The 24,487-nt window shown below is 60.4% G+C and carries 25 protein-coding genes; 10 read left to right on the plus strand and 15 right to left on the minus strand.

Annotated features, from left to right (window positions below; translation table 11 throughout):
* Positions 1–43: 43 nt before the first annotated feature.
* The 3 genes from M5B42_RS11165 to M5B42_RS11175 form a co-directional block, all read right to left on the minus strand.
* Positions 44–970 carry a sugar ABC transporter substrate-binding protein gene (locus M5B42_RS11165; RefSeq protein ID WP_248745846.1) on the minus strand — a complete coding sequence of 309 codons (927 nt, stop codon included), beginning with the start codon at positions 968–970 and terminating at the stop codon, positions 44–46.
* Between the two features lie 98 nt (positions 971–1,068).
* Complete coding sequence (locus tag M5B42_RS11170) at positions 1,069–1,857, minus strand: TIM barrel protein (RefSeq protein ID WP_248745847.1); 789 nt, start codon at positions 1,855–1,857, stop codon at positions 1,069–1,071.
* A complete protein-coding gene (locus M5B42_RS11175; RefSeq protein WP_248745848.1) occupies positions 1,857–2,876 on the minus strand; it encodes a Gfo/Idh/MocA family oxidoreductase in 1,020 nt (339 codons plus the stop codon). The genes M5B42_RS11170 and M5B42_RS11175 overlap by 1 nt, the downstream gene beginning before the upstream one ends.
* Before the next feature lie 199 nt (positions 2,877–3,075).
* Between M5B42_RS11175 and M5B42_RS11180 the strand changes: the two genes are divergently transcribed.
* Entirely contained in the window at positions 3,076–5,091 is a 2,016-nt protein-coding gene (locus M5B42_RS11180) for a sigma 54-interacting transcriptional regulator (protein WP_248745849.1), read from the plus strand.
* A gap of 94 nt (positions 5,092–5,185) precedes the next feature.
* Here M5B42_RS11180 and nhaA read toward each other — a convergent pair whose 3' ends face one another.
* The 3 genes from nhaA to M5B42_RS11195 form a co-directional block, all read right to left on the minus strand.
* On the minus strand, positions 5,186–6,529 hold the full coding sequence (gene nhaA / locus M5B42_RS11185; RefSeq protein ID WP_248745850.1) for a Na+/H+ antiporter NhaA: 1,344 nt from the start codon (positions 6,527–6,529) through the stop codon (positions 5,186–5,188).
* 167 nt (positions 6,530–6,696) lie between these two features.
* Positions 6,697–8,019: a chloride channel protein gene (locus tag M5B42_RS11190; RefSeq protein WP_248745851.1), complete on the minus strand. Its 1,323-nt coding sequence runs from the start codon at positions 8,017–8,019 to the stop codon at positions 6,697–6,699.
* Between the two features lie 133 nt (positions 8,020–8,152).
* The gene (locus tag M5B42_RS11195; RefSeq protein WP_248745852.1) at positions 8,153–9,826 is read right to left on the minus strand and encodes a methyl-accepting chemotaxis protein; all 1,674 of its coding nucleotides are present in this window, start codon (positions 9,824–9,826) and stop codon (positions 8,153–8,155) included.
* Positions 9,827–10,221: 395 nt separating this feature from the next.
* On the opposite strand from M5B42_RS11195, the gene M5B42_RS11200 reads away from it, so the two are divergent.
* Positions 10,222–11,154 (plus strand): chemotaxis protein CheV, encoded by a 933-nt coding sequence (locus tag M5B42_RS11200; protein ID WP_103496210.1) that lies wholly within the window; start codon positions 10,222–10,224, stop codon positions 11,152–11,154.
* Positions 11,155–11,226: 72 nt separating this feature from the next.
* On the opposite strand, the gene M5B42_RS11205 is transcribed toward M5B42_RS11200, so the two are convergent.
* Positions 11,227–11,463: a hypothetical protein gene (locus M5B42_RS11205; protein WP_248745853.1), complete on the minus strand. Its 237-nt coding sequence runs from the start codon at positions 11,461–11,463 to the stop codon at positions 11,227–11,229.
* A 173-nt stretch (positions 11,464–11,636) separates the two neighbouring features.
* Between M5B42_RS11205 and M5B42_RS11210 the strand changes: the two genes are divergently transcribed.
* A complete protein-coding gene (locus tag M5B42_RS11210) occupies positions 11,637–11,978 on the plus strand; it encodes a hypothetical protein (RefSeq protein ID WP_152739631.1) in 342 nt (113 codons plus the stop codon).
* 198 nt (positions 11,979–12,176) lie between these two features.
* On the opposite strand, the gene M5B42_RS11215 is transcribed toward M5B42_RS11210, so the two are convergent.
* Entirely contained in the window at positions 12,177–12,455 is a 279-nt protein-coding gene (locus M5B42_RS11215; RefSeq protein WP_177099149.1) for a DUF3077 domain-containing protein, read from the minus strand.
* Between the two features lie 731 nt (positions 12,456–13,186).
* Here M5B42_RS11215 and M5B42_RS11220 point away from each other — a divergent pair.
* The 3 genes from M5B42_RS11220 (at position 13,187) to M5B42_RS11230 (ending at position 15,433) form a co-directional block, all read left to right on the plus strand.
* Entirely contained in the window at positions 13,187–13,867 is a 681-nt protein-coding gene (locus M5B42_RS11220) for a hypothetical protein (protein WP_152739634.1), read from the plus strand.
* 56 nt (positions 13,868–13,923) lie between these two features.
* Positions 13,924–14,451, plus strand: coding sequence for a hypothetical protein (locus M5B42_RS11225; protein WP_152739635.1), 528 nt, complete (start codon positions 13,924–13,926; stop codon positions 14,449–14,451).
* A 466-nt stretch (positions 14,452–14,917) separates the two neighbouring features.
* Complete coding sequence (locus tag M5B42_RS11230) at positions 14,918–15,433, plus strand: cytochrome b/b6 domain-containing protein (RefSeq protein ID WP_247263136.1); 516 nt, start codon at positions 14,918–14,920, stop codon at positions 15,431–15,433.
* 3 nt (positions 15,434–15,436) lie between these two features.
* Here M5B42_RS11230 and M5B42_RS11235 read toward each other — a convergent pair whose 3' ends face one another.
* From M5B42_RS11235 to M5B42_RS11250, 4 genes are all read right to left on the minus strand, one after another.
* Positions 15,437–15,790: a VOC family protein gene (locus tag M5B42_RS11235; RefSeq protein ID WP_103496206.1), complete on the minus strand. Its 354-nt coding sequence runs from the start codon at positions 15,788–15,790 to the stop codon at positions 15,437–15,439.
* A gap of 81 nt (positions 15,791–15,871) precedes the next feature.
* The gene (locus M5B42_RS11240; protein ID WP_103496207.1) at positions 15,872–16,351 is read right to left on the minus strand and encodes a VOC family protein; all 480 of its coding nucleotides are present in this window, start codon (positions 16,349–16,351) and stop codon (positions 15,872–15,874) included.
* Between the two features lie 91 nt (positions 16,352–16,442).
* On the minus strand, positions 16,443–16,604 hold the full coding sequence (locus M5B42_RS11245; protein WP_103496208.1) for a DUF2986 domain-containing protein: 162 nt from the start codon (positions 16,602–16,604) through the stop codon (positions 16,443–16,445).
* A gap of 174 nt (positions 16,605–16,778) precedes the next feature.
* Complete coding sequence (locus tag M5B42_RS11250) at positions 16,779–18,026, minus strand: outer membrane protein transport protein (RefSeq protein WP_248745854.1); 1,248 nt, start codon at positions 18,024–18,026, stop codon at positions 16,779–16,781.
* A gap of 332 nt (positions 18,027–18,358) precedes the next feature.
* Here M5B42_RS11250 and M5B42_RS11255 point away from each other — a divergent pair, with 332 nt between their 5' ends.
* The 4 genes from M5B42_RS11255 to M5B42_RS11270 all read left to right on the plus strand — a co-directional run bounded on the left by M5B42_RS11255 (position 18,359) and on the right by M5B42_RS11270 (position 21,669).
* A complete protein-coding gene (locus tag M5B42_RS11255) occupies positions 18,359–19,132 on the plus strand; it encodes an SDR family oxidoreductase (protein WP_248745855.1) in 774 nt (257 codons plus the stop codon).
* A gap of 76 nt (positions 19,133–19,208) precedes the next feature.
* Positions 19,209–20,411, plus strand: a complete 1,203-nt coding sequence (locus tag M5B42_RS11260; RefSeq protein ID WP_103498727.1) for a low temperature requirement protein A — start codon at positions 19,209–19,211, stop codon at positions 20,409–20,411.
* A gap of 6 nt (positions 20,412–20,417) precedes the next feature.
* A complete protein-coding gene (locus tag M5B42_RS11265) occupies positions 20,418–21,323 on the plus strand; it encodes a LysR family transcriptional regulator (RefSeq protein ID WP_177099144.1) in 906 nt (301 codons plus the stop codon).
* A gap of 70 nt (positions 21,324–21,393) precedes the next feature.
* A complete protein-coding gene (locus M5B42_RS11270) occupies positions 21,394–21,669 on the plus strand; it encodes a GNAT family N-acetyltransferase (RefSeq protein WP_248745856.1) in 276 nt (91 codons plus the stop codon).
* 8 nt (positions 21,670–21,677) lie between these two features.
* Here the strand turns inward: M5B42_RS11270 and M5B42_RS11275 are convergent, their stop codons facing one another.
* From M5B42_RS11275 to M5B42_RS11285, 3 genes are all read right to left on the minus strand, one after another.
* The gene (locus M5B42_RS11275) at positions 21,678–22,169 is read right to left on the minus strand and encodes a GNAT family N-acetyltransferase (RefSeq protein WP_248745857.1); all 492 of its coding nucleotides are present in this window, start codon (positions 22,167–22,169) and stop codon (positions 21,678–21,680) included.
* 537 nt (positions 22,170–22,706) lie between these two features.
* Positions 22,707–23,561: a transporter substrate-binding domain-containing protein gene (locus M5B42_RS11280; RefSeq protein ID WP_152739644.1), complete on the minus strand. Its 855-nt coding sequence runs from the start codon at positions 23,559–23,561 to the stop codon at positions 22,707–22,709.
* Positions 23,562–23,642: 81 nt separating this feature from the next.
* Positions 23,643–24,431, minus strand: a complete 789-nt coding sequence (locus M5B42_RS11285) for a 2OG-Fe(II) oxygenase (RefSeq protein WP_248745858.1) — start codon at positions 24,429–24,431, stop codon at positions 23,643–23,645.
* Between the last annotated feature and the right edge of the window lie 56 nt (positions 24,432–24,487).

The raw sequence follows: 24,487 nt of genomic DNA on the forward strand, positions 1-24,487 counted from the left end.
CACTATTGAAGGAGGGGGCCTTGCGCCACCCTCCAATTCGACACTACTTGTAGTGCTGCTCAAACATCGCCACCTGCTCCGGCTTGATCAGCTGGAACGGCACCCACACATCCGGTTCAACCGCTTCGCCCTTGATCATCTTGATCGCCGACTGGACCGCCACGGTCGCCTGGGCCTTGGGGTCCTGGAAGACCGAGGCTATCAGCATCCCGCGCTTGATGGCCGCGAGGCCGTCAGGCAGGCCGTCGATGCCGACGATCGCAACCTCGCCCTTGGCCTTGCCGGCCTGCTGCAAGGCCATGGCGGCGCCAATGGCCATCTCGTCGTTGTTGGCCACAATGGCGTCGAAGTGGGTGCCCGCCAACAGCCAGTTGCTGGTCAGGTCCATCCCTTTGTTGCGCTGCCACTCGGCACTTTGCTGCTCGACAATCTTGATCCCGGGATAGTCCTTGAGCACCTGTTTCACACCCTCGGTTCGGTCATGGGTGGCATTCTGCGCGAGGTCGCCCATGATGATCGCCAGGCTGCCTTTGCCCCCCAGCTTTTCGGCCAGATAACGCATCTGCAGTTGTCCGGCCTCGATATCATTCGACGCCACGGTGACCACACCCTTGGGCAGGGTACGTTCGTCCGGGTGGCGGTTGACGTAGACCAACGGGGTCTTCGCCTCGACGGCAGCGCGGGTCATATTGGCGGTGGCGGAGGTGTCCACCGGTAGGACGATCACCGCATCAACCTTCTGGCTGAGAAAGCCCTCGACCTGGTTGAGCTGACGCACCACATCGCCCTGGGCATCCTCGAACTGGATCTGCACGCCCTCCTGTTTGGCGGCGGCTTCCAGGCCATTGCGCACATAGGTCATGAAGTTGTCGTCAACCCGGGCAATGCTGACGCCGATGCGATAACCGGCGCTGGCCCATTGGCTGAAGAGCAGTAACAGCGTGGCAAAAAGCAGTGTGTAGCGACGCATGATGGTTTTCCTTTTGTTGTTATGAGTTGAAATTCATCAAGATCAAACATGAAGACCTCCGGCGCACTGCAAGTTGAATCCGCCGGAAGTACCGGTCCTCAATCAAGCGTGAACGCCTGCCGAAAGCGCTCAAGTGCCGTTTCGCTGTCGCCGCTGGCCCACCCCTCGAGCCCGACCACGCCGGTATATCCCATGCCGAACAAGGCCCTGGCAATAGCCGGATAATGAATCTCGCCGGTGCCGGGCTCCTTGCGTCCGGGGACATCGGCGACCTGGATTTCGCCGATGGCGGGGCCGGCGCGCTGGATCAGTTCGATCAGGTTCCCTTCGCCGATCTGCGCATGGTAAAGGTCCAGGTTCATCTTCAGATGCGGGCTGCCCACGGCCTCGATCAGCGCCAGGGTGTCATCGGCGCGGGCGAACGGGGTGCCGGGGTGGTCGACCTCGGTGTTGAGGTTTTCCAGCAGGAACACCCGGCCGGCGTCTTCACCCAGGCGGGCGATTTTTTCCAGGGTCTTGCAGGCGCTCAGCCACATGCGGCCGGTGGTGCAGGCCACCGGTTTGACCGGCAGGCCCTTGTCGCCCAACCCCGTGCCATGCAGGTTGAGGCTCGGGCAGTTCAGTTGTGCGGCCACGGCCAGGGATTCCCGGGCGCTGTCGAGCAACTGGCGGATCTCTTCGGGGTCGGTCAGGTTGCCCGAGATATAGCCGGTCATGGAGGTGAAGTCGGCGCCGGTGGCGACCAGGGCGGCGATGTCCTTTTTTGTCCAGTCCCAGATTTCGGCGCTGAAGCCCAGTGCATGAATGCGTTTGACGCGCTCGGTAAACGGCAGGTCGAGGAAAACCATTTCGGCGCTGATCGCCAGCTTGAAGGGTGAGAAGCTCATCAATGGGCTCCTTGCACACGTACGGTTTTACCTTGCTGGAAGGACTCGATACAGGCGCGGGCAATGGCCAGTGCCGCCCGGGCATCTTCGCCGCTGGCCAGGGGTTTTTCCCCGGAACGTACACAGCCGACAAAGTGATTGAGCTCGGCAATGTAGGCATCACGCAGCAGGTCGGTGTCCAGGCGCAGCGTGTCGGCCTGGATACCGCCGGCCAGATAGCGCACCAGGTCCGAGTCATTGACGTTGCCCATGGTCAGCATGCCGGCGCTGCCGAAGACTTCCCCGCGCACATCGTAGCCATACACCGCCTGGAAGTTGGCCTCGGCCGTGGCGATGGCGCCGTTGTCGAAGCGGATCGTCACCACGGCGGTGTCCAGCAGGCCCTTGTCCTTGTACTCCGGGGCGATCAGGGCATCGGCCATGGCATGCACCTCGACGGCTTCAGCGCCCGGGTTGAGGTAGCGCAGGGTGTCGAAGTCATGGATCAGGGTTTCGAGAAAGATCACCCACTGCGGTGAGGCGGCCGGGTTGTTCAGCGCCGGGTCGCGGGTCAGCGAGCGCAGCAGTTGCGGCGTGCCGATACGGCCGGCGACCACATCCAGGTGGGCGGTGCGAAAGCTTCTGGCAAAGCGCCGGTTGAAGCCGACCTGCAGCGTGACGCGGGCATCGGCGGCGGCGGCGATGGCGCGGTCGGCTTCATCCAGGGTGATGGCCATGGGTTTTTCGCAGAACACGCCTTTGCCGGCGCGGGCGGCGCTGATCACCAGTTCGGCATGGCTACGGGCCGGGGCGGCAATCAGGACGGCGTCGATCTCGGGGTCATCGAGCAGTTGCTGTGGATCGGTATAGACCCGTGCCACGCCCAGCTCCGCCGCCAGGCGGGCGGCCTGGCCGGGCACCGGGTCGGCGATAGCACTCAGGCAGGCACCGGGAATGTGCCGGGCGGCGGTCTGGGCATGAAAGCTGCCCATGCGACCGGCGCCGATAAGTCCCAGGCGCATGATCTTGGATGTGCTCATGAAAAATGACTCCGTCTTATTGTTGTTCATAGGGCTTGGCAGCAGGCAATGCCGTGGCTGGTACAAGGCATGGGAGCAAAGGCTGTGCCAATATTTAACTACTTGATATTTAAAGGATTTATCTATGGGTATTTGAAGTGATTGTTCAATCGGATGACATGTCTATACTGACATGTCAAAAATATGAACACTTAGGCGGATGTTGATGACGGTGAACCCACAACTGATGGCCTTCAGTGCGCAGGATCTCGACTATCTGACCGCCTTGGGTCCCGCATCCTTGAGCGAGGGGCCGATTGCCGCCCTGGAGCAGGCTTGGTTGGCTTGCCGGCAAGGGCATCAGGATCGACCGGAAGGGGTCAGGCAGGTGATCTGGGACTCCTGGCGGCGCAGTGTCAGTGCCGGTCTCGATCCCGAGGACGGCGAGTATCGTCTGGTGACTCCGCAGGCTCTGAGCGCAACGCTGTCGGCCAATCGCGCGCTGATCACCGCCGCCGCGGAAGTCATGCGCGGGTTGCTGGCCTACAACCCCAGGGGTCATATCAACCTGACGGATGCCGAAGGAACGACCCTGTATTTCTGCGGCCTGGACCTTACGCCCGTGGGCAGCCGATTGCTGGAGTCGGTCCAGGGCACCAACTGCACGGGCTTGGCACTGGCCGAAGACCGCCTGATGTACGTGCTGGCCGAGGAAAATTTCGGCACTGGCCTGCGTCGACGGCGCATGCACTGTGCCGCCGCACCGATCCGCGATGCCCAGGGCCGGACACTGGCCATGCTGACCCTGACCGCGGAGCCGGGCTGGTTCCATTTCCATACTTTGGGTACCGTGCAGGCGGCCGCCGAAGCCGTGTCGCGGCAGATGGCCTTGCAGACCCTGCTGGATGAACAACAAGCCGTCCTTGAGGTGCTCAACGAAGGGCTGGTGGTGCTCGATGAGCGCGGCTGCATCAAGGCGCTCAACCGTTATGCCCGGCAACTGTTTCGCGTCGGCCGGGACCTGCTGGGCAGTCCGTTCGAGCGCCTGGGGCAGAGCGAGCTGACCGCCGAAATGCTGCTGCGCAGCGGCGAGGGGTTGCGGGATCTGGATTGCACCTTCGAGCTGCCTGACCGCAGCCACCTGGCGTGCCTGGTGTCGGTGTGCTCACTGGAGCAGGGCGGACGGATTGTTTCGCTGCGGGAGAACCGCCGTATCCGCGAAATTACCCGACGCATTATCGGCACCCAGGCCAGTTACACCTTCGAAACCATCCAGGGCAGTTCGCGGGCCATCCAGGACGCCTTGCACCTGGGCCGGATCGCCAGTCGCAGTGATTCCACCACCTTGATCCTGGGGGAGAGCGGCACCGGCAAGGAGCTGTTCGCCCAGGCGATCCATAACGCCAGCGAGCGTTGCAGCGGTCCGTTTGTCGCGGTCAATTGCGGCGCCATTCCCCGCGACCTGGTGCAGAGCGAACTCTTTGGTCATGTCGAAGGCGCCTTTACCGGCTCGGCCCGTGGCGGTTCGGCCGGGAAGTTCGAACTGGCCGATGGCGGTACCATCTTCCTCGACGAAATCGGCGATATGTCCTTCGAAGCCCAGGTCAGCTTGCTGCGGGTTTTGCAGGAGGGCGAGGTGACGCGGGTAGGGGCGAAAAAATCCCAGCGGGTCGATGTGCGCATTATCGCCGCCACCCACCGCAACCTGAGCCAGGCCGTGGCCGATGGGGCTTTTCGCGAAGACCTTTACTACCGGCTCAATGTTCTCAATTTGACGGTCCCGCCGCTGCGGATGCGTCGCGAGGATATTCCCTTGCTGGCGCGATATTTTCTCGGCCGTTGTGCCCAGTCGCTACGCAAGTCGGTGTTGGACCTGTCCCCCGAGGCCCTGGAGATACTGTTGGCCTACCACTGGCCGGGAAATGTCCGCGAGCTGGAAAACACCATCGAGCGCGCGACCAACCTGGCGATGACCGAGTTGATCCAGCCGGGCGACCTGCCGCTTGAAATCAAGCAGCGGCTCCAGCCGCCGGTACCGGGCCGTGTTCCTGAGCCCCGGGCGGCGTTGGACCTGGGCACCCATGAGATGAACGCGATCATCGCGGCCCTCAAGGACACCCGAGGCAATGTCCGCGTCGCCGCCAAGCAGTTGAACGTCTCCCGTGGCGGGCTGTACAACAAGATGCAGCGCTTCGGACTGAACGCCGACGCGTTTCGTGATGCGGCAAGCGGTTGAGCTGCTGGCTCGATCCGCTTGCCTTGGAAGTGACGCCGTGCAGGCCTCGATGGTGCGGTTCCAGTCGTCCGTCTTGCCGACGCCGGCGACCCATTTATCCTTTCAACCGGGTCCTCCCCCAGAGCAACCCCAACACCGCCGCCAGGGACGACGCGGCGAGCACGCTCAGTTTTGCCGCCGAGAGTAGTCTCGGGTCGGTAAACGCCAGCGACGAAATGAAAATCGACATGGTAAATCCGATACCCGCCAGCAGGCCGACCAGGGCGACACCACTCCAGGTCACGCCTTCAGGCAGCCTGCAGATGTTCAGCTTGACCAGAACCACGCTGGCCAGCATGACCCCCAGGGGCTTGCCCAGTACCAGCGCCAGTATCACGCCCATGAACACATGCAGGGACAGCCCATCGTCCAGATTGACCCCCTGCAGGCTGACGCCCGCGTTGGCCAGTGCGAAGAGCGGCATGACGCCAAACGCCACCCACGGATGCAACCCGGCCTGAACGCGCTGGACCGGCGGCAACATTTCCCGCTGGGCCTGCCGGAGTTGCTTCAGGGGTTTGGCCACGGTCTGTGGGCTATCGCCCGAAGCGGAAAATCGATCCATCAGCTCCTGGAACGTCCGCCCGATAGTCTCCAGCGGCTGTTCCTTGGCGGGCCGGGAGCTGACCGGGGTCATCAGGCCGAGCATCACGCCTGCCAGGGTCGGATGCACGCCGGTCTTCAACAGCCCGAACCAGACAATAGCCCCCGGCAGCAGGTACGCATAAGCCTTGCCGATGCCCATCCGCTGAAACACCAGCACCAGCAACAGGCCGCCGGCCGCGATCACCAGTCCCAGGTAATCCAGGCTGGCGGCATAGAAGAGGGCAATGATCAGGATGGCGACGATGTCATCGATAATTGCCAGGGCCAGCAACAGGACGCGCACCCCGCTTGGAATCGATTTGCCCAACAGGGCAAGGACACCCACGGCGAAGGCAATGTCCGTGGCGGTGGGTACGGCCCAGCCGTTGGCTGCCGGGGTACCGTGGTTGAGCAGGGTGTAGATGATCGCCGGCATCAGCACGCCGCCCAAGGCGGCACCCAGGGGCAGGGTGGCCAGCTTCAGGTTGGCCAGTGCCCCGTCCTTGATCTCCTGGCGGATTTCAGCACCCACCACCAGGAAGAAGATGGTCATCAGCCCATCGTTGACCAGAAAGTGCAGTGAGCGCGAGACCGCGAAATCGCCCAGGCCCAGCGTGAGCGGGGTGTTCCAGAAATGTTCGTAGGAGTCGGCGACGGGGCTATTGGCCCAGATAAGGGCCGCAATCGCGGCCAGCAGAAGCACGATGCCGCTGACGGCTTCGATATGCGAGAAGCGCTCCAGGGCCGACAAGGCGCGTTCGGTCAGAGCCTGGGGGCGAGGGATGGAAGGCAACGCTGGGTGTCTTTCAGGCACAGCAATTCTCCGTTGGCGGCCCGACCAACGTTTATGCTTTAACCTGCGCTGTGCCGTATGCAGCAGCGCACCCAGCGCGATGATAAGAACCTGATGGGCGAGATGCAAATCCCCTGTGCCACGCGACTCGATGGAGGCCTGCTGGCTCGTCGCGACCCAGCCCTGGGTTATGGGGTTTCTTTTTTAGAGGCGCTGCCATCGTCCGAAGACTGAAGAAACCCCCGGGCCATCTGCTGGTACAGCTCGGGGCTCATCCGTGAACTGACCGCCTTGGCAATCAGCGCAACGGCCATGAGGCTGATCACCATCCCATGGCTGTCGATCATCTCCATCACAATGATCGCGGAAGTGATGGGGGACTGGGTCACGGCGGCCAGGAAACCCACCATGCACAGGGCAATCATCGGCTGTGCGGCCAGGCCGAAAAAGTCGGCGGCATTGGCCCCCACGGCGGCGCCGACCGCCAGGGACGGGGCAAAAATACCGCCGGGAATACCGGAAAAATAAGTCGCGAGGGTGGCGAGAAAGCGCGTGACAGGCGCGTGCCAAGGCAGGCCGGTATCGGAGGCAATGATATGGGTGGTGATGCCGTAACCGCTGCCAAATGACATCCCGCCACTCAACCAACCGAGGACCGCCACCAGCAGCCCGCAGACGCCTGCGAACCAGACCGGGTGGGTGCGGCGCCACTCCCAGATGATGAAATGACGATGGCGCTGGGGCCAAAGCAGCATGCGGCTGAACAAACCACCCAGCAGCCCGCAGCCGACACCCGTTGCCAGCGCCGCCAGGGCGATGTCGAGTGTGATCTCCTGAACGTTGAAGTGACCGAAATAGTTGTAGTTGCCCTGCAAGGCGATGGCGACCATCCCCGACAGGATGATGGTGCTGAGCAGCACGCCACTGGTTCTGGTTTCCAGCTTGCGTCCCAGCTCCTCCACGGCAAACGCGACACCGGCGAGGGGCGTATTGAACGCGGCGGCGATGCCCGCCGCGCCGCCGGCGAGGATCAGGTCTTCGCTACGGATGATCCGAGCATTGGGCAGGTAGCGATGAAAGAAATGCATGATCGAGGCGGCGACCTGGACCGAGGGGCCTTCGCGTCCCGCGGAAAAGCCGCCGGTCAGCGCCAATGTGCCAAGGCCTATCTTGGCGAAGGCGATACGCAACGACACCAAGTGGTTGACCGGCGCGCCCTTGTGGGCCAGGCGGGTGGCGGCGATCACCTGGGGAATGCCACTGCCCTGGGCTCCAACAAAAAAGCGCGTGGTCATCCACACCACCAGCATGCCGACCAGTGGTGTGTAGATAAACGGCAGCCAGGGACGTTCGGCGGTGTGCAGGGCAAATTGTGTCAGCGCAAGGTCCGCCAGCCGGGCGAACAGCACCACCAGTAATCCGGCGAGGGTCGCGGCAGCCCAGAGGGTCACGCGAGTGCGCCAGCGCAGGGAGGCAAAACGACGACGTAGCAACAATAACGGTTTGATCACCCGACAGGATTCCAGTTGAGGTTCAGGACGGCGCAAGGAGCAAGATTAGCCCGATAAGCGATCCCCTCCAACGGGTTTCGCGTGTATCGAAATGCTCATGCGCCGAGCCCTGCCTGACCTACGGCGCCACCTGTTACAGCGAAAAGCGCGCCAGCATCCCATCCAGCTCCACTGCCAGACGCCCCAGCTCCTGGCTGGCATTGCTGGTTTGCGCCGCACCGCTGGCGGTCTGCATGGACAGATCGCGGATGCGTACCAGGTTATGGTCCACTTCACGGGCTACCTGGGCCTGCTGCTCGGCGGCGGTGGCGATCACCAGGTTGCGCTCGTCAATGCCGGCCACCGACCTGGAGATGCTCCCCAGCACATCCTTGGCCACCTGCGCCCGCTGGCGTGTGCGACCGGCCTGGGCGGCGCTTTCGGCCAGGGCCACGACCGTGTCGCCGGTGCCCTGATGAATACCGTCCATCATCTTTTCGATTTCCCGGGTTGACGCATCGGTGCGCTGCGCCAGGCCGCGCACCTCATCGGCCACCACGGCAAACCCGCGCCCCGCGTCACCGGCCCGCGCCGCCTCGATGGCCGCATTGAGCGCCAGCAGGTTGGTCTGGGCGGCCACGCTGCGGATCACCTCCAGCACCTTGCTGATGCCCTGGGTCTCCACCGCCAGGGCCTGGGCACGAAGACTGGCCTGTTCGACCTGATCGGCGAGGACGCCGATATCGGCCATGGTCTCGTCCAGTTGCTGCTGGCCTTCGCGCACGGCGGTGCTGGAGCTGCGGGACTCGCTGGAAGTCTCCACCGCATTGCGCGCCACTTCCTCCACCACCTGGCTCATCTGGGTGACGGCGGTGGCGGCATGTTCGATCTCGCCGTATTGCTGGTGCAGGTCCTGGGCGCTGTCATGCATGATCGCGCCCATCTCCTGGGTAGCCGCGTTCAGGCGGCCGACGGCGCCACCGATCTGATTGATCACCGCGTGCAGTTGATCGCGCATATGCCCGAGCATCTGCAGCAGTTGCGCCACCTCGTCCTGGCCATGGGCGACCACCAATTGACTGAGATCGCCCGCGGCCACGGTCTTGGCCACCTGCAAGGCCTGGCGCAGCGGCCGGGTGATGCTCACGCTCAGGCGCCAGGCCTGCAACAGCATCAGCACCAGCGCCACGCCGATGACAATCGGTAGTAACAGCTGGACCTTCTTGAAGGTGCTGGCGGTGTTTTCCAGGGCCTGCGCGGTGGTCTGCTTGTTCAGCTCGCGGAGCAATTGCACCTGCATGTCCATCATCGAACCCTGGTTGGCCAGGTCGTTGTTGGACAGGTTGGTGGCCTCGCTCATTTTCTTCTGCTCGACCAAGTCGATGGCCTGCTTGAACAGGGTGACAAATTGCTGCGAAGCGTCCTGCAGCAACTTGATCGAGTCCCGCTCGGTGCCTTCCGGGACCTTGGCCAGGTACTCGGTAAACCCCTGGTTCACCTCGGCACTGAGCTGTTGCAGGTTGATCTTGCGGTTGGTCAGTTCGGCCGGGTCGTTGGCATACACCAGCAACAGCGCGGCTTCGGTGCGCATCTTGGCCAGGTCGATGGCGATGGCGTCGGCCTGGGCGATACTCGACAGCGGTCCTTGCTCGATCAACTCGCCGTCATGGCGAATGTGCTGCATGGCCGTCAGGCACAACCCGCCCAGGGCGACCAGCAACAGGGCACAGAGCCCGAAGCTGGCCAGCAGGCGCTTGCCGATACTCAGGCGGCGCAGCAGGGCAGGTCGTTGGGAGGGCTTGCGGAGAAAGGCGAAACGAAGGTTCACGGCGTCGGGCTCTTAATGAGGAACTACGCCAGCGGTTGTAACAATATTGCATGATGGCTTTATGACGCTTTTGTGGATAACGGGAATTTCATGTTCGAACGGTGATGGCATTGCCCCTTGCAGACGGAGAACGATCAGACGAGCTACGCTCTAGGGAATTTCCTACCCTATGTCCTGTTATCCCTACCCAAAAATAGGGATGCACCGATGGTGGCGGGGCGCGCATGCAGCGATGATTTTTTCACGCCAGTCAGTGCTCACAGCCTCTATTGCGCGATCCGCCTGATTGCGTTTACGCATTTCGGAAGCACTGCGCAGGTGACGGACCAACGATATCCAACCACACCCGAGCAGTGTTGGCGGGGATTGGCAATTGAATGCTCAAGGGGGTGGTGATGGCAGGTCTGATGGATTCCGTGAACAGTCGAACTCAGCTGGTGGGGCAGAATCGCCTCGAATTGCTGTTGTTCCGCTTCGACGAACACCAACTCTATGGCATCAACGTGTTCAAGGTGCGAGAGGTCATGCCCTGTCCGGCGTTGCATATCATGCCCAAGTCCCACCCCGTGGTCTGCGGTGTGGCCAATATTCGCGGTACCTCCATCCCGATCCTGGACCTGGCGCGGGCTACCGGTTTGCCTGGGGTCCAGGACATGGCCTCGGCGTTTGTGATCATTACCGAGTACAACACCAAGACCCAGGGTTTTCTGGTCTCGGCGGTCGAGCATATTGTGAACCTGAACTGGGAGGACATTCATCCGCCACCCAAGGGCAGTGGCTCCGATCATTACCTGACCGCCGTGACGCGGATCGATAACCGGCTGGTGGAAATCATTGATGTCGAGAAGGTGTTGTCCGAGGTGGCGCCCACCAGCGAAGTCATCTCCCTGGGGGTGATCGATGCCCAGACCAATGCCAAGGCCCCCGAATTCCTGGTACTGACGGTGGACGACTCGGTCGTGGCCCGCAAGCAGGTCAGTCGCTGCCTGGAGTCGGTGGGTGTGAAGGTGATAGCGCTCAACGATGGTCGCCAGGCCCTGGACTACCTGCATGGCATGCTCGACGAGGGAAAGTCGCCGGCGGACGATCTGCTGATGATGATCTCCGATATAGAAATGCCGGAGATGGACGGTTACACCCTGACGGCGGAGGTGAGAAATGATCCTCGGCTGCAGAAGCTGCATATTGTTTTGCACACCTCCTTATCCGGCATTTTCAACCAGGCGATGATCAAGAAAGTCGGGGCGGACGACTTTTTGGCCAAGTTTCGCCCCGATGACCTGGCCAGTCGCGTGGTTGAGCGTATACAGGCGGTCGGGAAGGGCTGATCGTCTGTCGTTGCTCAATGCAGGAGGAGGCCGTGGGCCTTGTGCGGGTGAGGCACCACTCATACTCGGCCGCTAAAGCCAGGTATTCACCACCCGCCGATCCAGCTCCTCCCACTCCGCCATGCCCAGCACCCGGGTGGTGTTCAAACCGCGCAAATAGCCGCGCAACTGATTGGCGGTGGCCTGGAGAAGCTCGGGGTCGACCGGGCTTTCGGCCAGCAGTACGGATTCGTACTGGACCAGGTAATCGGCCACCCGCTCACGGAAATCGGGCAAAACGGCGTCGCGGATCAGGTCGAATGTTCTCAAGGAGACCTCCTTATGAGTCTTTTATTGTGGTGATGGGGTGTGTCGCTGCCTGCACGGCGGACAACTATTGCTAGACGTAATACTCACCATCACGAAACGCAAGTTCTACTTTGTCGACAATAACCGGAAAATCGCCGCCATCGAACACATTGCTTATTTTCAGGAAGAGATTGATGCGCCCTTCATTTGTGCTTGCCATGGCCTTGGGCTCTTTGTTGCTGGCCGGTTGTGCCTCCGCGCCGAACGACCCGACCCTGACCTTGCAGACCAGCAAGACCCCAGCCCAATACGCCGACTGCGTCGTACCGAAATTGCAGCACAGCGCGTTGAACCCGACCGTCTCGCAGACCCAGCGCAGCTACCGGATCGTGGTGACGAGCAAGGTCTCGGCGGACAACGTGCTGGAGGCCCACAAGGCTGGGACGGGTGGCAAGGTGTTCGTCTACGAGCGGCATTTGCTGGCGTCGAACTTTCTGCCTTCGAGTTTTGAACGTGCGGCTCAGGATTGCATCTGACGTCGGCGAGTAAACGCTTTTTATCGCGCTCCTTTGGTTGGCCGCAACCGACCCATTTTTTTGCCCCGCACCGGATTCGGTTGTGGGGCTTTTTTTGTTATGGGATGAGCAATGTATGGCCTGCTGGTGGTACTCGGTGGACGAAACGCCGGAGGAGGGCGGCAACCTGAAGGCTACCGCCGGCTGCCCAGTCTCAGCCTAAGCCTTTTGGCGAGACAGTATTCTCTGGTTCAGATCATCGACCACCGCTTTGCCCATTTCACAAAGGTAGTGGGACGCCCAAGCATAACGTTCCCCATCCTTCTCCATGGCAGCGTCCAAGGCCAAGTGCTTTGCGCAGTAAAACAGATTGGAGGCGTATTCCATGGCGTCCTTTATCGGAATATCGGGGTTGACTCGGAACAACTCCTGATCCCCCGCGCCGCAGGAGGCAAAGGTAATGACGCCGAGGGTCTTGATCGGGGGATAGTCGTTCATTGGACACCTCCAGCAATTACGAAGGTGCCCGAGGTGTGAAGGTCGAGCGAAGCGAGTACGTGCATGGTAAAGCTCCTACGTCTAAGTGAGAGCCACCGCATTCGTCCCAGGCGATATACGCAGGTTGGAAGCTGGAGGCATAGATCTGGCAGGACCTGAGTCCTCCCACGCACTGATGCCATCAGCAAAGTTGCAGACGAAAAATGCCTGTAATCGTGACCGGTAGCGCCTGTGCGCTATGTCTTCGGGTTTCCAAGCCCGGTCGCCGAATAGGCGGCGACTACCGAAGACTAGTGTTCGGTCTCTACCGCGACAAGGTCAGGATTATTACCGATTGTGGCGAGGAGGCATTTTGGAGGACTGCGACCTCGGCGGGGGGGGCAGGTGGGCGACTATACGAAAAAAGATGGTCATGACGGACTCAAGGCGGTGCATAGGCGTTCAACATAGGTCGGATTGCAGCACTATCCAGACCAGCACAATCAGTAGAATTGCCTTGAATACGGCAGTGGCTAATTAGTAGCATGCGGCCCCTGCTATGGACCCCCGTTCACACCCGAAACCCATTGGCCAATACAGGCCGCACCTCTTCAGAGTTTCCCGTTATGGCTCGCAGGACGCGTACCTTACTGATTATCCTTTTGCTGTTGTCGGCTGCTGCTCTCTGGCTCAATGTCGATTGGTCGAGGCTTGGAAGGTTCTACCATGGTCTCCGTCTGGCACAGGCATCGATGCTCACAGACGAGCAAAACAAGCAGATTCTCCAAGGCTTGAAAAAGGACTTCGGCGAACAGGCGAGTTTCTCTTACACCGTCAGTAGCGACCACAACGGCACCGTCACCAAGACGGTCCGGGCGATACTGACGTGCAGTTCCATCAATCCTCCGCGCTACCTTGATGCGGTCGTTCACCGGGTGCATGACGCCGGGCTGGGTTGGCCCGACAAGGTCGAATTTGTCTATACCTGCGGCTTTGTCAGGCCACCGTCTTTCGAATTAACGCCTCGGGAAATGTCACAGGCCATGGAGGAGCGGGCTAAAGAGGACTTCACGTGCAGGGATGTTCGTGCCGGGACGTACTCGATACCGGGCACTCAGACACAGCAATCCATGTTTGTGCAGGACGGCGCTGTTGATATGAAGTTTTCCAAGGACGAAGACGGAAGGGTTGTAAAAGCACAATGGACGACAGGGGAGCAATTCATGCAACCCAAGGAGCAGCTCCGGCTGATGCGTTGCATGACCTATGCGTTGCTGCGAACCCTCGCGCCAGAATTGTCGACGCAAGAGGTTCAGACAGAGGCCGACGCCATCTGGCCGGCCAACGGCGATTCGGCCTCGGTGAAGATAGGTCGTTATACGGTCGAATCCAAGTCCAAACCGTTGGAGATGGTCGCCTATCCTGTGCGTTGAGCTTGGTTGGCGTCTATCACGAGCAAGCTTGCTCAAAAGGTATCAGGGAGCGGTTGATGGACGGGAACAACAAGTTTTTCTGGTATGCGCTGTTAGCTGGAACGGTTGCGCTCAGCGGTTGTACTTCACTACTTCAGGGTCAGCAGTATCTCTTCCCCCGGCCGGACGAACCTTCAGCGACGGTTCGTCTTGCATACGAACATGGCACCACCCTGGACGCCATGACCTTCAACGAATCAGGTTGTTACGCGGGCTTCACGCCATTGCCAAACACTGACGGTCTTATCGAAGCGCCGGTAGCCGTGGGCAAAGAGCTGGTATTGACGTACCGACGAGTACTCGCGGATAGCGTGTGTCAAATCCCTTTTTCCTTCACGCCTCAGGAAGGGGCTACTTACATCCTGAAGTCGGGCTTCTGGAGTGAGTCCAGAACGGGCATCCTGCCCATCTTTACCAGAGACCAACATTACTGCGGGCTTGGCGTTATTAAAAAAATCGGGACTCAGGAGAGCGTCGAACCCGTTCAACAGCTGCACATCAAGACGGGTTTTGCGTGTCTTAGGTTCGTCAGACAGGAGCAATAAACTGGTTGTTTCGGTGGGTCAGTTTTGCATCGGTACTGACAGTTTCCAGGCGAAGGGTGGCAACTGTACGCAGGCTGGAAACCGGGAAATCAGGACCCCGGCAGACCCGAAGGTCTCCCGCGCACAGCCGCCATGACACAGATAAGCGGGCACAAAAAAACGCCTGCAATCGTAATCCATGGAGGCGTCGAGCGCCTGATTTCTTGCCGGGTTTCCAGGCCCGGTCGCTGAATGAGCAGCGACATTCAAAGACTAGTGCCCAGCCTGCACAGCGACAAGCCCGGGAGTATTACCGATTGTGGCGAAGGGATTTCATTGACGCAGAGCATCCAAACCCCGCAAACACGGGGGGTAGGGCGCCCAAACCCTTGCAGTGTGCATAGCGGGATAGTACCGTTGCACTGCAAATAGAAATGCAAATCCTTCTTACTAATCGGTGCCGCACGATTTTATGGACCACCCCGTCTTGCAATCACCCCCCAAGCCCTATACGACCACCCGTATCTACCTGCATTGGATCTCCGCGCTGGTCATCCTCTGGGCTACGTTGAGCGGCTTTGGTGTGACCTTGCTTCCCGTGCATCACCCCGTTCGCCAGTGGGTGGAAAGCATCAATCCCCAAATAACCACGGTGTTTATTCCGCTCTTTGCCTGGCGCCTGTGGTTATACCTGAGCGCCTCGTCCGAACAGCCGACAGGCCCCCGAGACCTGCAGAAAAGCATCGCCAAGCTGACCCACACCCTGATCTATTTCTGCGTAAGTGGCGTACTGCTGACCGGTGTGGTGATGATGAACCATCCCGTGCTGTTGCTTGGGATCATGCCATTGCCGCAGTTGCTTCACTCGGTGCCAGCCCTGGCAGAGGTTCAACAACTGCATCATCTGCTCTGCACGATGCTGGTCGCGCTGCTGGCATTGCACTTGGCCGCAGTGGTGCGGCATCAGTTCCGAGGCAACCCGGTGCTGCGCCGGATGCTATGAAGTTCAGCCACTGTGTTGCAACACATTGATCAACGTACCCAGCGGATCACGCACGAAGAAGCGCCGAACGCCCCAAGGTTCGACGGTCAGCGGGTAGGGGATCTCGTAACCCGCACGTTGCGCCCGCTCGAAGACCTCGTCGAGGTTGTCCACTTCGATGGACAGCTGCGGAACCGGCGCGCCGGAACCGCCTTCGCTGGCAATGCTCAGCTGTGCGAGGGCCTGGCTGTCGGAGGCCAGGGTGACGATCCAGCCGTGGTCCATCACCGGGGCGATATCAAACAGCTCGCTATAAAAGGTTGCGACTTCGGCGGGGTGCTGGCTGGTCAGGTTGGCGACGATACGGCGGATGGTCATGACGGGCTCCAGATGGGACAGGAGCGTTCAGCATAGTCGGATTGCCAATCTATCCAAACACCCGGCCCCGAGTCGTACGGCTTAACCCTTCAGCGCCGCTTCGATCACCGCGATATCAATCTTTCTCATGCCCATCATGGCCTCGAACGCCCGCTTGGCCGCGGCTCGATCAGGGCTGGCGATCGCTGTCGTCAATACACGTGGGGTGATCTGCCACGACAGCCCCCACTTGTCCTTGCACCAGCCGCAGGCACTTTCCTCGCCGCCGTTGCCGATAATCGCGTTCCACAGGCGATCCGTTTCGGCTTGATCGTCGGTCGCCACCTGGAACGAAAACGCCTCGCTATGTTTGAACACCGGGCCGCCGTTCAGCCCGAGACAAGGGATGCCCATCACGCTGAATTCGACCGTCAGGACATCGCCCTGTTTGCCCGAAGGGTAGTCGCCAGGTGCACGGTGGACGGCGCTCACCGCGCTGTCCGGGAAGGTCTCGGCATAAAACGTCGCGGCCTCCAGGGCGGTGCCGTCGTACCAGAGACAAATCGTGTTTTTGCCGGTCATCTTGAGTCTCCACGATTGGGGAATGGTCCGTGGATTTTAGTCGATGACAGATTGGAGCGATTGCCGAGCATGCCGTGATGCCCGTTATCGATCAGCTTTCAGGGGAGATGATGGGGGCCTGACCGGCTTCAGCCGCCAGTTTCAATCGGTCAGCTTTACTGATGTATGTGTTTTTGCTCTTGGGGGCCAATTTGGCACTGGCCTTTTTGGCGTTGGCCTTGAATAACTGCTTCAGCTTTTTTTGACGATTCATATTTTCCTACTCGGCTTGTCAATGCTTGAATGGTATCAGCTCCTTGATCGGCTTGAGAAAACAAAACACCCCGCGAAAGCTGACCTTCGCAGGGTGTGGGGGGCTCTCATCAACCTGCATCAGACCTTGCAGGTTCTTCTAGCCAACAATCGAGCGCTTCAAGCTCGCCGTGAATCAGAACTTGTAGGTAAAGCCCAGGCCGTAGCCCCATGCGCTGTTTTGGTACTGGGCGCTGTAGGAGCCTTTCTGCGGGTTGTTCAGGTTGATGTTGACGTCTTCTTCCTTGAGGTAGGAGACGGCGAGGTCGATGGTCAGGTCGTCGGTTGGGCTGTAACCGGCACCGACGCTGACAACACGGCGATCACCCGTTGGGATGCGCACGGAACGGTCGGTGTTGTTGGTCGGTGCCTGGTCGACCGACAGGCCGCTGCGCAGGACCCATTCCTTGTTGACCCGGTAGGACACGCCAATGGCCGAGGCCCAGGTGTCATGCCAGTTCTGCGCTTCGGTGCTGGTGGTGAGCTGGCCGGCGAGCGGGCCGGTCACACCCTGGTTGTTGATGGTGATGTCTTGCAGGCGGCTCCAGCGGGTCCAGGTGGCACCGCCATAGACGGTCCACTGATCATCCAGTTTCTGGGTGATCGAGAAGTCCACGTTCTCTGGCGTGGTGATATCCAGGGAGGTCTTGTAGCGGGCGTTGGGAATAAAGGGCGTGAGGCCGGTGACGCTGGTGTGGCCGTCCAGCGAGTAGCTGACCTTGGAATGGTAGGTCAGGCCCAGGCGGGTGGTGTCGGTCGGTTGGACAATCACACCGACGTTGTAGCCCACCGCGGTGTCGTCGCCCTTGACGTCGACAAAGCCGTTGCCGATCGGCAGCGTGGAGCTCAACTCGCCGTTGATACGGTTGAAGGTCGGACCGAAACCGATGGAAACCACGTCGTTGATGGCGTAGCTGACCGTCGGTTGCAGGGTCACAACCTTGACCTGGCTCTTCTGGCCGTAGTTGCTGCCGGCAAAGCCGCTTTCATAATCGGTGATCAGGCCGAAAGGTGCGTAGGCCCCCAGACCCACTGCCCAGCCGTTACCCAGCTGTTTGACGAAGAAGGCATTGGGTACGGATGTGAACGGGACCATATCACCGTCGTTGGTGCCGCCCGGGCGACCGCCGCTGGTGTTCTTGATATCGGTCTTGGCATCCAGCACCGCGACACCGGCAGTGACTTGGTCGCGCTTGAGCAGCGACATGCCGGCCGGGTTACCGTAAAGGGTGCTGGCATCTTCGGCGGAAGACGAGCGGCCCGCATAACCGGTGCCCATCCCGCTGATGCTTTGTTCGTTGATGGCAATACCACTGGCGAAAAGTGGGCTGGAGGCGAGGGTAACGGCAAGGCTAAGTGTGGTCTTGAGTATGACTTTTTTCATTATTAGAACTCTGGGGGTAATCACGTGCGGCGCAAATTACCAATGTTTCAGTTTTGATGCTATAGGCTGAATGGCTTGAGATAGAGCGGTTTGTAGGGCAATCCGACGAGAAAATGCCGGGTTTTATGGAAAATAGGTGTTTGTGATAACGGTCGATAGAAGTGGCTGATGAGTCATGGCTTTTTCAGGTGCGGGGATCTTTCTGAGACTTTCTCCGCTCGCCACTGACGATTGGTCGTAATACCTGGACAGTTCATCCAGCCTTCACTGGCTTATCTTTGCGCAATGCCTCTCTAGACTGTGGCGTACTTTCATCAGCCAGGAGCTACGCCATGCCAGACCATTCCATCAACGGTAAAGTGGTGCTTGTCGCCGGTGGCGCCAAGAATCTGGGGGGGCTTATCGCTCGGGACCTGGCGCAACAAGGTGCGAAGGCTGTGGTGGTGCATTACAACAGCGCCGCCAGCCAGCCGGACGCCGAGGCCACTGTGGCGGTGATCAAGGCCTTGGGCGCCGAGGCCGTGGCGTTGCAGGCCGATCTGACCACGGCCGGTGCGGTGGAAAAACTCTTCAAGGATGCGGTGGCGGCGGTGGGGCGGCCGGACATTGCGATCAACACTGTCGGCAAAGTCTTGAAAAAACCGATGTCCGATATCAGTGAGGCCGAGTACGACGAGATGATGGCGGTCAATGCCAAGTCCGCGTTCTTCTTTATCAAGGAGGCGGGTAAACAGCTCAACGACAACGGCAAGATCTGCTCCATCGTCACCTCGTTGCTGGGGGCGTTCACGCCTTTCTATGCGGCTTATGCCGGTGGCAAGGCCCCCGTCGAGCACTTCACCCGGGCCGCGGCGAAGGAGTTGGGCGCACGCGGTATCTCGGTGACGGCGGTAGGCCCGGGCCCCATGGACACCCCGTTCTTTTACCCGGCTGAAGGCCAGGACGCGGTCAACTACCATAAAACCGCAGCGGCTCTGTCGCCGTTCTCCCATACCGGGCTGACGGATATCGCGGACGTGGTGCCGTTCATTCGCCATCTGGTCAGCGACGGCTGGTGGGTCACCGGCCAGACGATCCTGATCAACGGCGGCTACACCACCAAGTGAGCCGATAAAAAACATTGCAACCCCGGCATGGCGCGTTGACACTTTTTCCCGACACTACCAGGCCACGGGGTTGGACATGAGCGTAAACCAGCACGCGCCTCATCCTTTGCTTCGCCATCGCGACGGCCATCATGCGCGGGTGACCTTCGAAGAACTCATGTTCGATCTGGTGTATGTGTTCGCCGTGACGCAACTCAGTCACGGCCTGCTCAATCATCTGACCGGGGTCGGGGTGATGGAGACCCTGGTCCTGTGGTTCGCCGTGTGGCTGGGCTGGCAGTACACCGGTTGGGTCACCAACTGGTTCGATCCCGAGACGCCGTTGATACGGGGGCTGATCTTTGCCCTGATGATCCCGGCCCTGCTGATGGCCGCCAGCATCCCCGAGGCTTTTGCCGGGCGCGGACTGGTTTTTGCCCTGGCCTATGTCTCGATACAGGTCGGGCGCACGGGCTTTATCGTGTTGCAACTGCCCCGTGAGCATCCCCTGGCGCCCAATTTCAGACGCATGCTCGGCTGGGTGGTGGTGGCCGCAGTGTTCTGGGTGGCCGGTGCCTGTGTGGACGGGCCGCTGCGCATTGGCCTCTGGTTGATCGCCGTGTTGTGCGAGTACATCTCGCCCATGTTCGGTTTCGCCTTCCCCGGCCTGGGACGTTCGCGTACGAGTGACTGGACCATCGAAGGCGGCCATCTGGCCGAGCGCTGCCAGTTGTTCGTGATTGTCGCCCTGGGCGAAACCCTGCTGGCCAGCGGCGCGGTCCTGGGCGAAACCGGGCATTGGGAGATGCCCATCCTGCTGGGCCTGGGAGCGACGTTCCTCGGTACCCTGGCGATGTGGTGGTTGTACTTCGGGACCGCCGGCAAGGACGCCACGCAGCGCATCACCAGCGCCGACGATCCGGGCCGTATCGGCGCCTACTTTCACTACATCCACGCCATTCTGGTGGCGGGGATCATCACCACGGCCGTGGGTAACGATCTGGTGATGCTGCATCCCGACGGGCAGCTGTCGACGGTCGATGCCATTACCCTTGTGGCCGGTCCGATGATCTACCTGTTCGGCAGCATTCTGTACAAGCGTGTGGTGTATCGGGTGGTGCCCAAATCCCATCTCGCCGGGCTGCTGTTGCTGCTGGCGCTGGTGCCCGTCGCCTATACCACGGACCTGCTGATGATGAGCTGGCTGACCACGGCGGTGATGCTGGTGGTGTGTGTCATCGAAGGACGCGTGGTCAGGCGCTATCGAGCCCGGCACGCCCACGCAACCCTCAAGCATTGACGGCCTATGGACAGAATTGAGCAGTACCGGGTCTTTCTTCAGGTGGCCGAGCTGGGCAGTTTCATCCAGGCCGCGCGGGTGTTGAAACTGCCACGGGCGACGGTGTCCGCGGCTGTGCAGAAGCTGGAGGCGGATGTCGGCACGCGCCTGCTGCATCGCACCACGCGCAAGGTCAGCCTGACCGCCGACGGCAGCCAGTTGCTGGAGCGTGCACGGCGGGTGCTGCTGGATATCGATGATATCGACCAACTGTTCCAGACCCATCAGCAGCACGTCTTGGGGCGGCTGAGTGTCGATGCACCCAGTCGCATCGCCCGGCGCCTGATCATCCCGGCATTGCCCGACTTGCTGCGTCGCTACCCAGGACTTCAACTCTGTTTGGGCTCCACTGATCGGGCCATCAATCCGATAGAGGAGGGGGTCGATTGCGTGATCCGTTTCGGCACGCCAGAGAGCAGCAGCCTGGTGGTAAAACCCTTGGGGCAGGTGCTACTGGTCAACTGCGCGAGCCCGGGATATCTGGCCGAATGGGGTGTGCCGGAGCATCCCGATGATCTGGAGGACGGTCATCTGTGTATCGGCTACGCGCCCACCCTCGGTGGCCAGGAGTTACCTTGGGAATACGTCCTCGAGGGTGTCGAACAGTCCCGGGCACTGCCCAGCCAGGTTGTTGTGAACAACGCTGAAAACTATATCGCCAGTTGCTGTGCCGGGCTGGGACTGATCCAGGTACCGCTGTTCGATGTCCGGCATCTGCTGGAGGCCGGGGTTCTGGTTGAAGTCATGCCCGCGTACCGTGCGGCACCCATGACGGTTTCGGTGTTGTATCCTGATCGGCGACAGCGCTCGCGCCGGCTCGGCATGTTTATCGAGTGGTTCGCGACGCTGATCGAGCCTTTTCTAGCGCGCTGATCGAAGGCGGCTTCAGCCGGGAATTGACGCTGGCCAGTTTCCGCTCCCCATCACCTATCTTCGAATGGTCATGCGGGTGTTGGTATTGAGCCCGCAGGACTCAGCGCTGCTTCTGGAAAATATCGCCGTGTTGCCCCGCTACAAAGGACAAGGTATCGGCAAGGCGCTGATGGCGTTCAGCGAAGATTACGCGCGCAAGACGAACTGTGATGCCATCCAGCTTTACACCCATCAACTGATGACCGAAAACATCGCTCTCTACCATGCGCTGGGTTATCAGGAAACTCACCGCGCCACGGAAAACGGGTTTGCTCGTGTCTTCATGCGCAAACCCATGCTTGGCTGAGATTTCCCCTACGAAATGGTTTTTGCCATTTCAGACGTCGCTGCCCAACCCAGGAGTTCATACACCGGCTTGCCGGCCTTGGTCGCGTGCAGCACGGCGAAACTTACGCCTCGTTGGGCAAACTCGGCTTCAGCCAGCCTCATCAGGGAAGCCGCCAGGCCCTGCCGTCGATAAGCCGGGTCGACGAAAACGTTGAGCACATAGCCGCGCTGGTCGGAAGTCGGGTGGGACGGATGAGGCGGCCAGTCGATGGTCATCAGGCCTATTGCTGCCACGGGCTGAGCGTTGTCCGTCAGCGCAAAACCGTAGTAGCGGCCATCGGATAAGCGCTGCTGCAACCAGGGCCGGAAGTGCTCGGTCATCACCCGCAATTCCGAAGGGCCTCCCCCCGCTTCAAGGAACATCGTTTCGCGATGCGCACAAATGATCTCGCGGTCATCTGGCCCTAGCCGACGGACTGCCAAGCCTGAAAAGTCGATGTTGCCGGGAATCTCTTTCATCAATTGCACCTGAGCGGAGCGGTCGATGCTAGGCTAGGGCGGCCAGGAGCAGAATGTTAGACACAGATTGAATAAAAGCGCGCCATACAGCGGCCGTAGCGCATACGCCCGCTCTTTAATTCAACGCGGGTCATGACAGAGGGGCTTGGGGTGCAGTCAAGCACGCCAGGGCACCTCATTGAAAAGTATCCGTGACTAAAAAGAAATGATCCCCACACGGCCGCGCCGAAGAGGTCGTTTCATTGTGTATCGATTGTTCGGGCCGATTAAGTGGGTTGTCCGTTTCGTCGTAGACAAGGCTTTGGAAAATATTCGCGCTGCCGGCCCCACCGGTTCCACCCCAGTCCCATTCCTGATACTTCGGCGACGGTCCGGGCAGGTTGCGAGCCAGTTCCATGTAATGACTACGCGTCAGTTGAAAATGAATCCATTCGGGACTGATTTGATAATGACTCGATGCTGCCAATAGCCCGATCGTCACCACAGGCGCCGCAACGCAAGGAGGGGGCGCCCAACGCCGTCCCTCCCTTCGGGGCGTTAAGGCGCTATATCGGCCTTGAACCATTTTTCCGAGAGTTTCTTGACTGTCCCGTCCGCCAAGGCTGCGCTCAAAGCCTGGTTAAACCGGGCCTTCAAGTCCGCATCGGACTTTCTGAACGCCAGCGCCTCACCCGGGCCCCAGATCGGTCCGCCAATCTTCGGGCCGACCATCTGCACCGCCTGGTTCTCGGGATTTTGCAGCGCGGAGGAAAAGAACGTCACGTCGTCAAAGGCAAAATCAATGCGGCCGGCGTTCAGGTCCATCATGTGCTCACCGGACTTCTTGTAGGTCCTGATGGTTGCCACGCCCTTGAAGTTTTTCTCCACAAAGTCCGTGTAGGCGGTGCCCGACTGGATGCCGATGGTCTTGCCTTTGACCAGGGCCTTGAGCTTCTCGATGGCGGCTTGATCCTGGATGGGGTCACCGCTGAGTTTTACCGTCTGCGTGCTTGGCGCGGTTGCGATCATCGCCGGCGTGGCACTGACGAACACACCTTGTGTGGCCGCATAGGGCCGCGAGAAATCGACGATGGCCTGGCGCTCTGGCGTAATAACGATGGCGTCCATCAGCATGTCGAACTTGCCGGCATTCATCCCGGCGATCATGCCGTCCCAGTCCTGGGCCTGGAGCTTGCACTCAAGCTGGATTCTCGCGCACAGGTCCTTCAGCAACTCAGGTTCGAAACCGGAAATCTCGCCGTTCGGCAGGGTGCTGTTCCAAGGTTCATAAGCCCCCTCGGTGGCCACCCGGACGGTGGTCCAATCCTTGGCCGTGGCCATGCCGGTGAACAGCACGCCGCTCAGGGCGCAGCAGGTAAAAAGGGTGCGGGTGGAGCGAGTGATGGCGTGCATGTGTTTCCCCAAAGAGTTCGAAAAGGTTCGGCAGGGGCAAGCAGTGACGGGTGATCTTCTTGTTTGAGTGGTACGGATGGATCAGGCCGTTCGGCCATAGAAGCCCAGCTGTTCCTCGACGCTGAACAGCACGTCGGGTTTTTCGTAGTAGGAGAACACCGCCACCATGCGTTCCCGGGCACCGTGCACGGGGGTGACGCGATGGGCCGTGTTCTTGCCGCGAAACACATTCAGCGTGCCCGCGCGCAAGGTGAGTGTCTGCACCTGCGGATCACGCCCTTCGAGCAACTCGGCGACGCCGGCATAGTTGGGATCATCGGCGCTACGCAAGTCGCTGCGGTACTGGAACTCACCGCCCTCGTCGGGCGCTTGGAGCATCAGCGTGGTGGTGAACTCAGAGCGATCGAAGTGCCAGTTCAAGGTCTCGCCGTGGCGATAGCTCATCACGTTGACGCGGGCCAACGGGTCGGCCATCAGGTGCAATTGCGGCTTTTCCATCACCGCGGCCAGAAAGGCCAGCAGCGGCGGGTACTCGTACACCTCGTTCACCAGGCTGCCCTTGAGTTGATCGGCGCACAGGGTATGGCTGACCGTCTCGACCTGGCGCAGCGCCGGGTGATCCGCCGGCAAACCCTCGATTGTCGGTTTGAAGTAAATATTGTGGGTGCGGCTGTGGGTATGGGATTCACGGCTCATGGTTGGCCGAATGTGCTCAGCCGCCTGACGCACCGCGTCGGCCATGATGAAGCCTTCCAGGTTGAACATGCCGTTGCGCTTCAATTCGGTACGGCACCTATCGACCAGTTCATTCCACCCATCGCTGCCTTCGCGGTCGAGTGGAAAGCGCTCAAGATCCATGACGTTGTTCATGATGACCCTCTCGTTGTAGATGGCCCAACTTACCCTACGAAAAACTTCGCAACAAC

The sequence above is a fragment of the Pseudomonas sp. MWU12-2037 genome (assembly GCF_023242345.1).
GTDB classification, from domain to species: Bacteria; Pseudomonadota; Gammaproteobacteria; order Pseudomonadales; family Pseudomonadaceae; genus Aquipseudomonas; species Aquipseudomonas gingeri_D.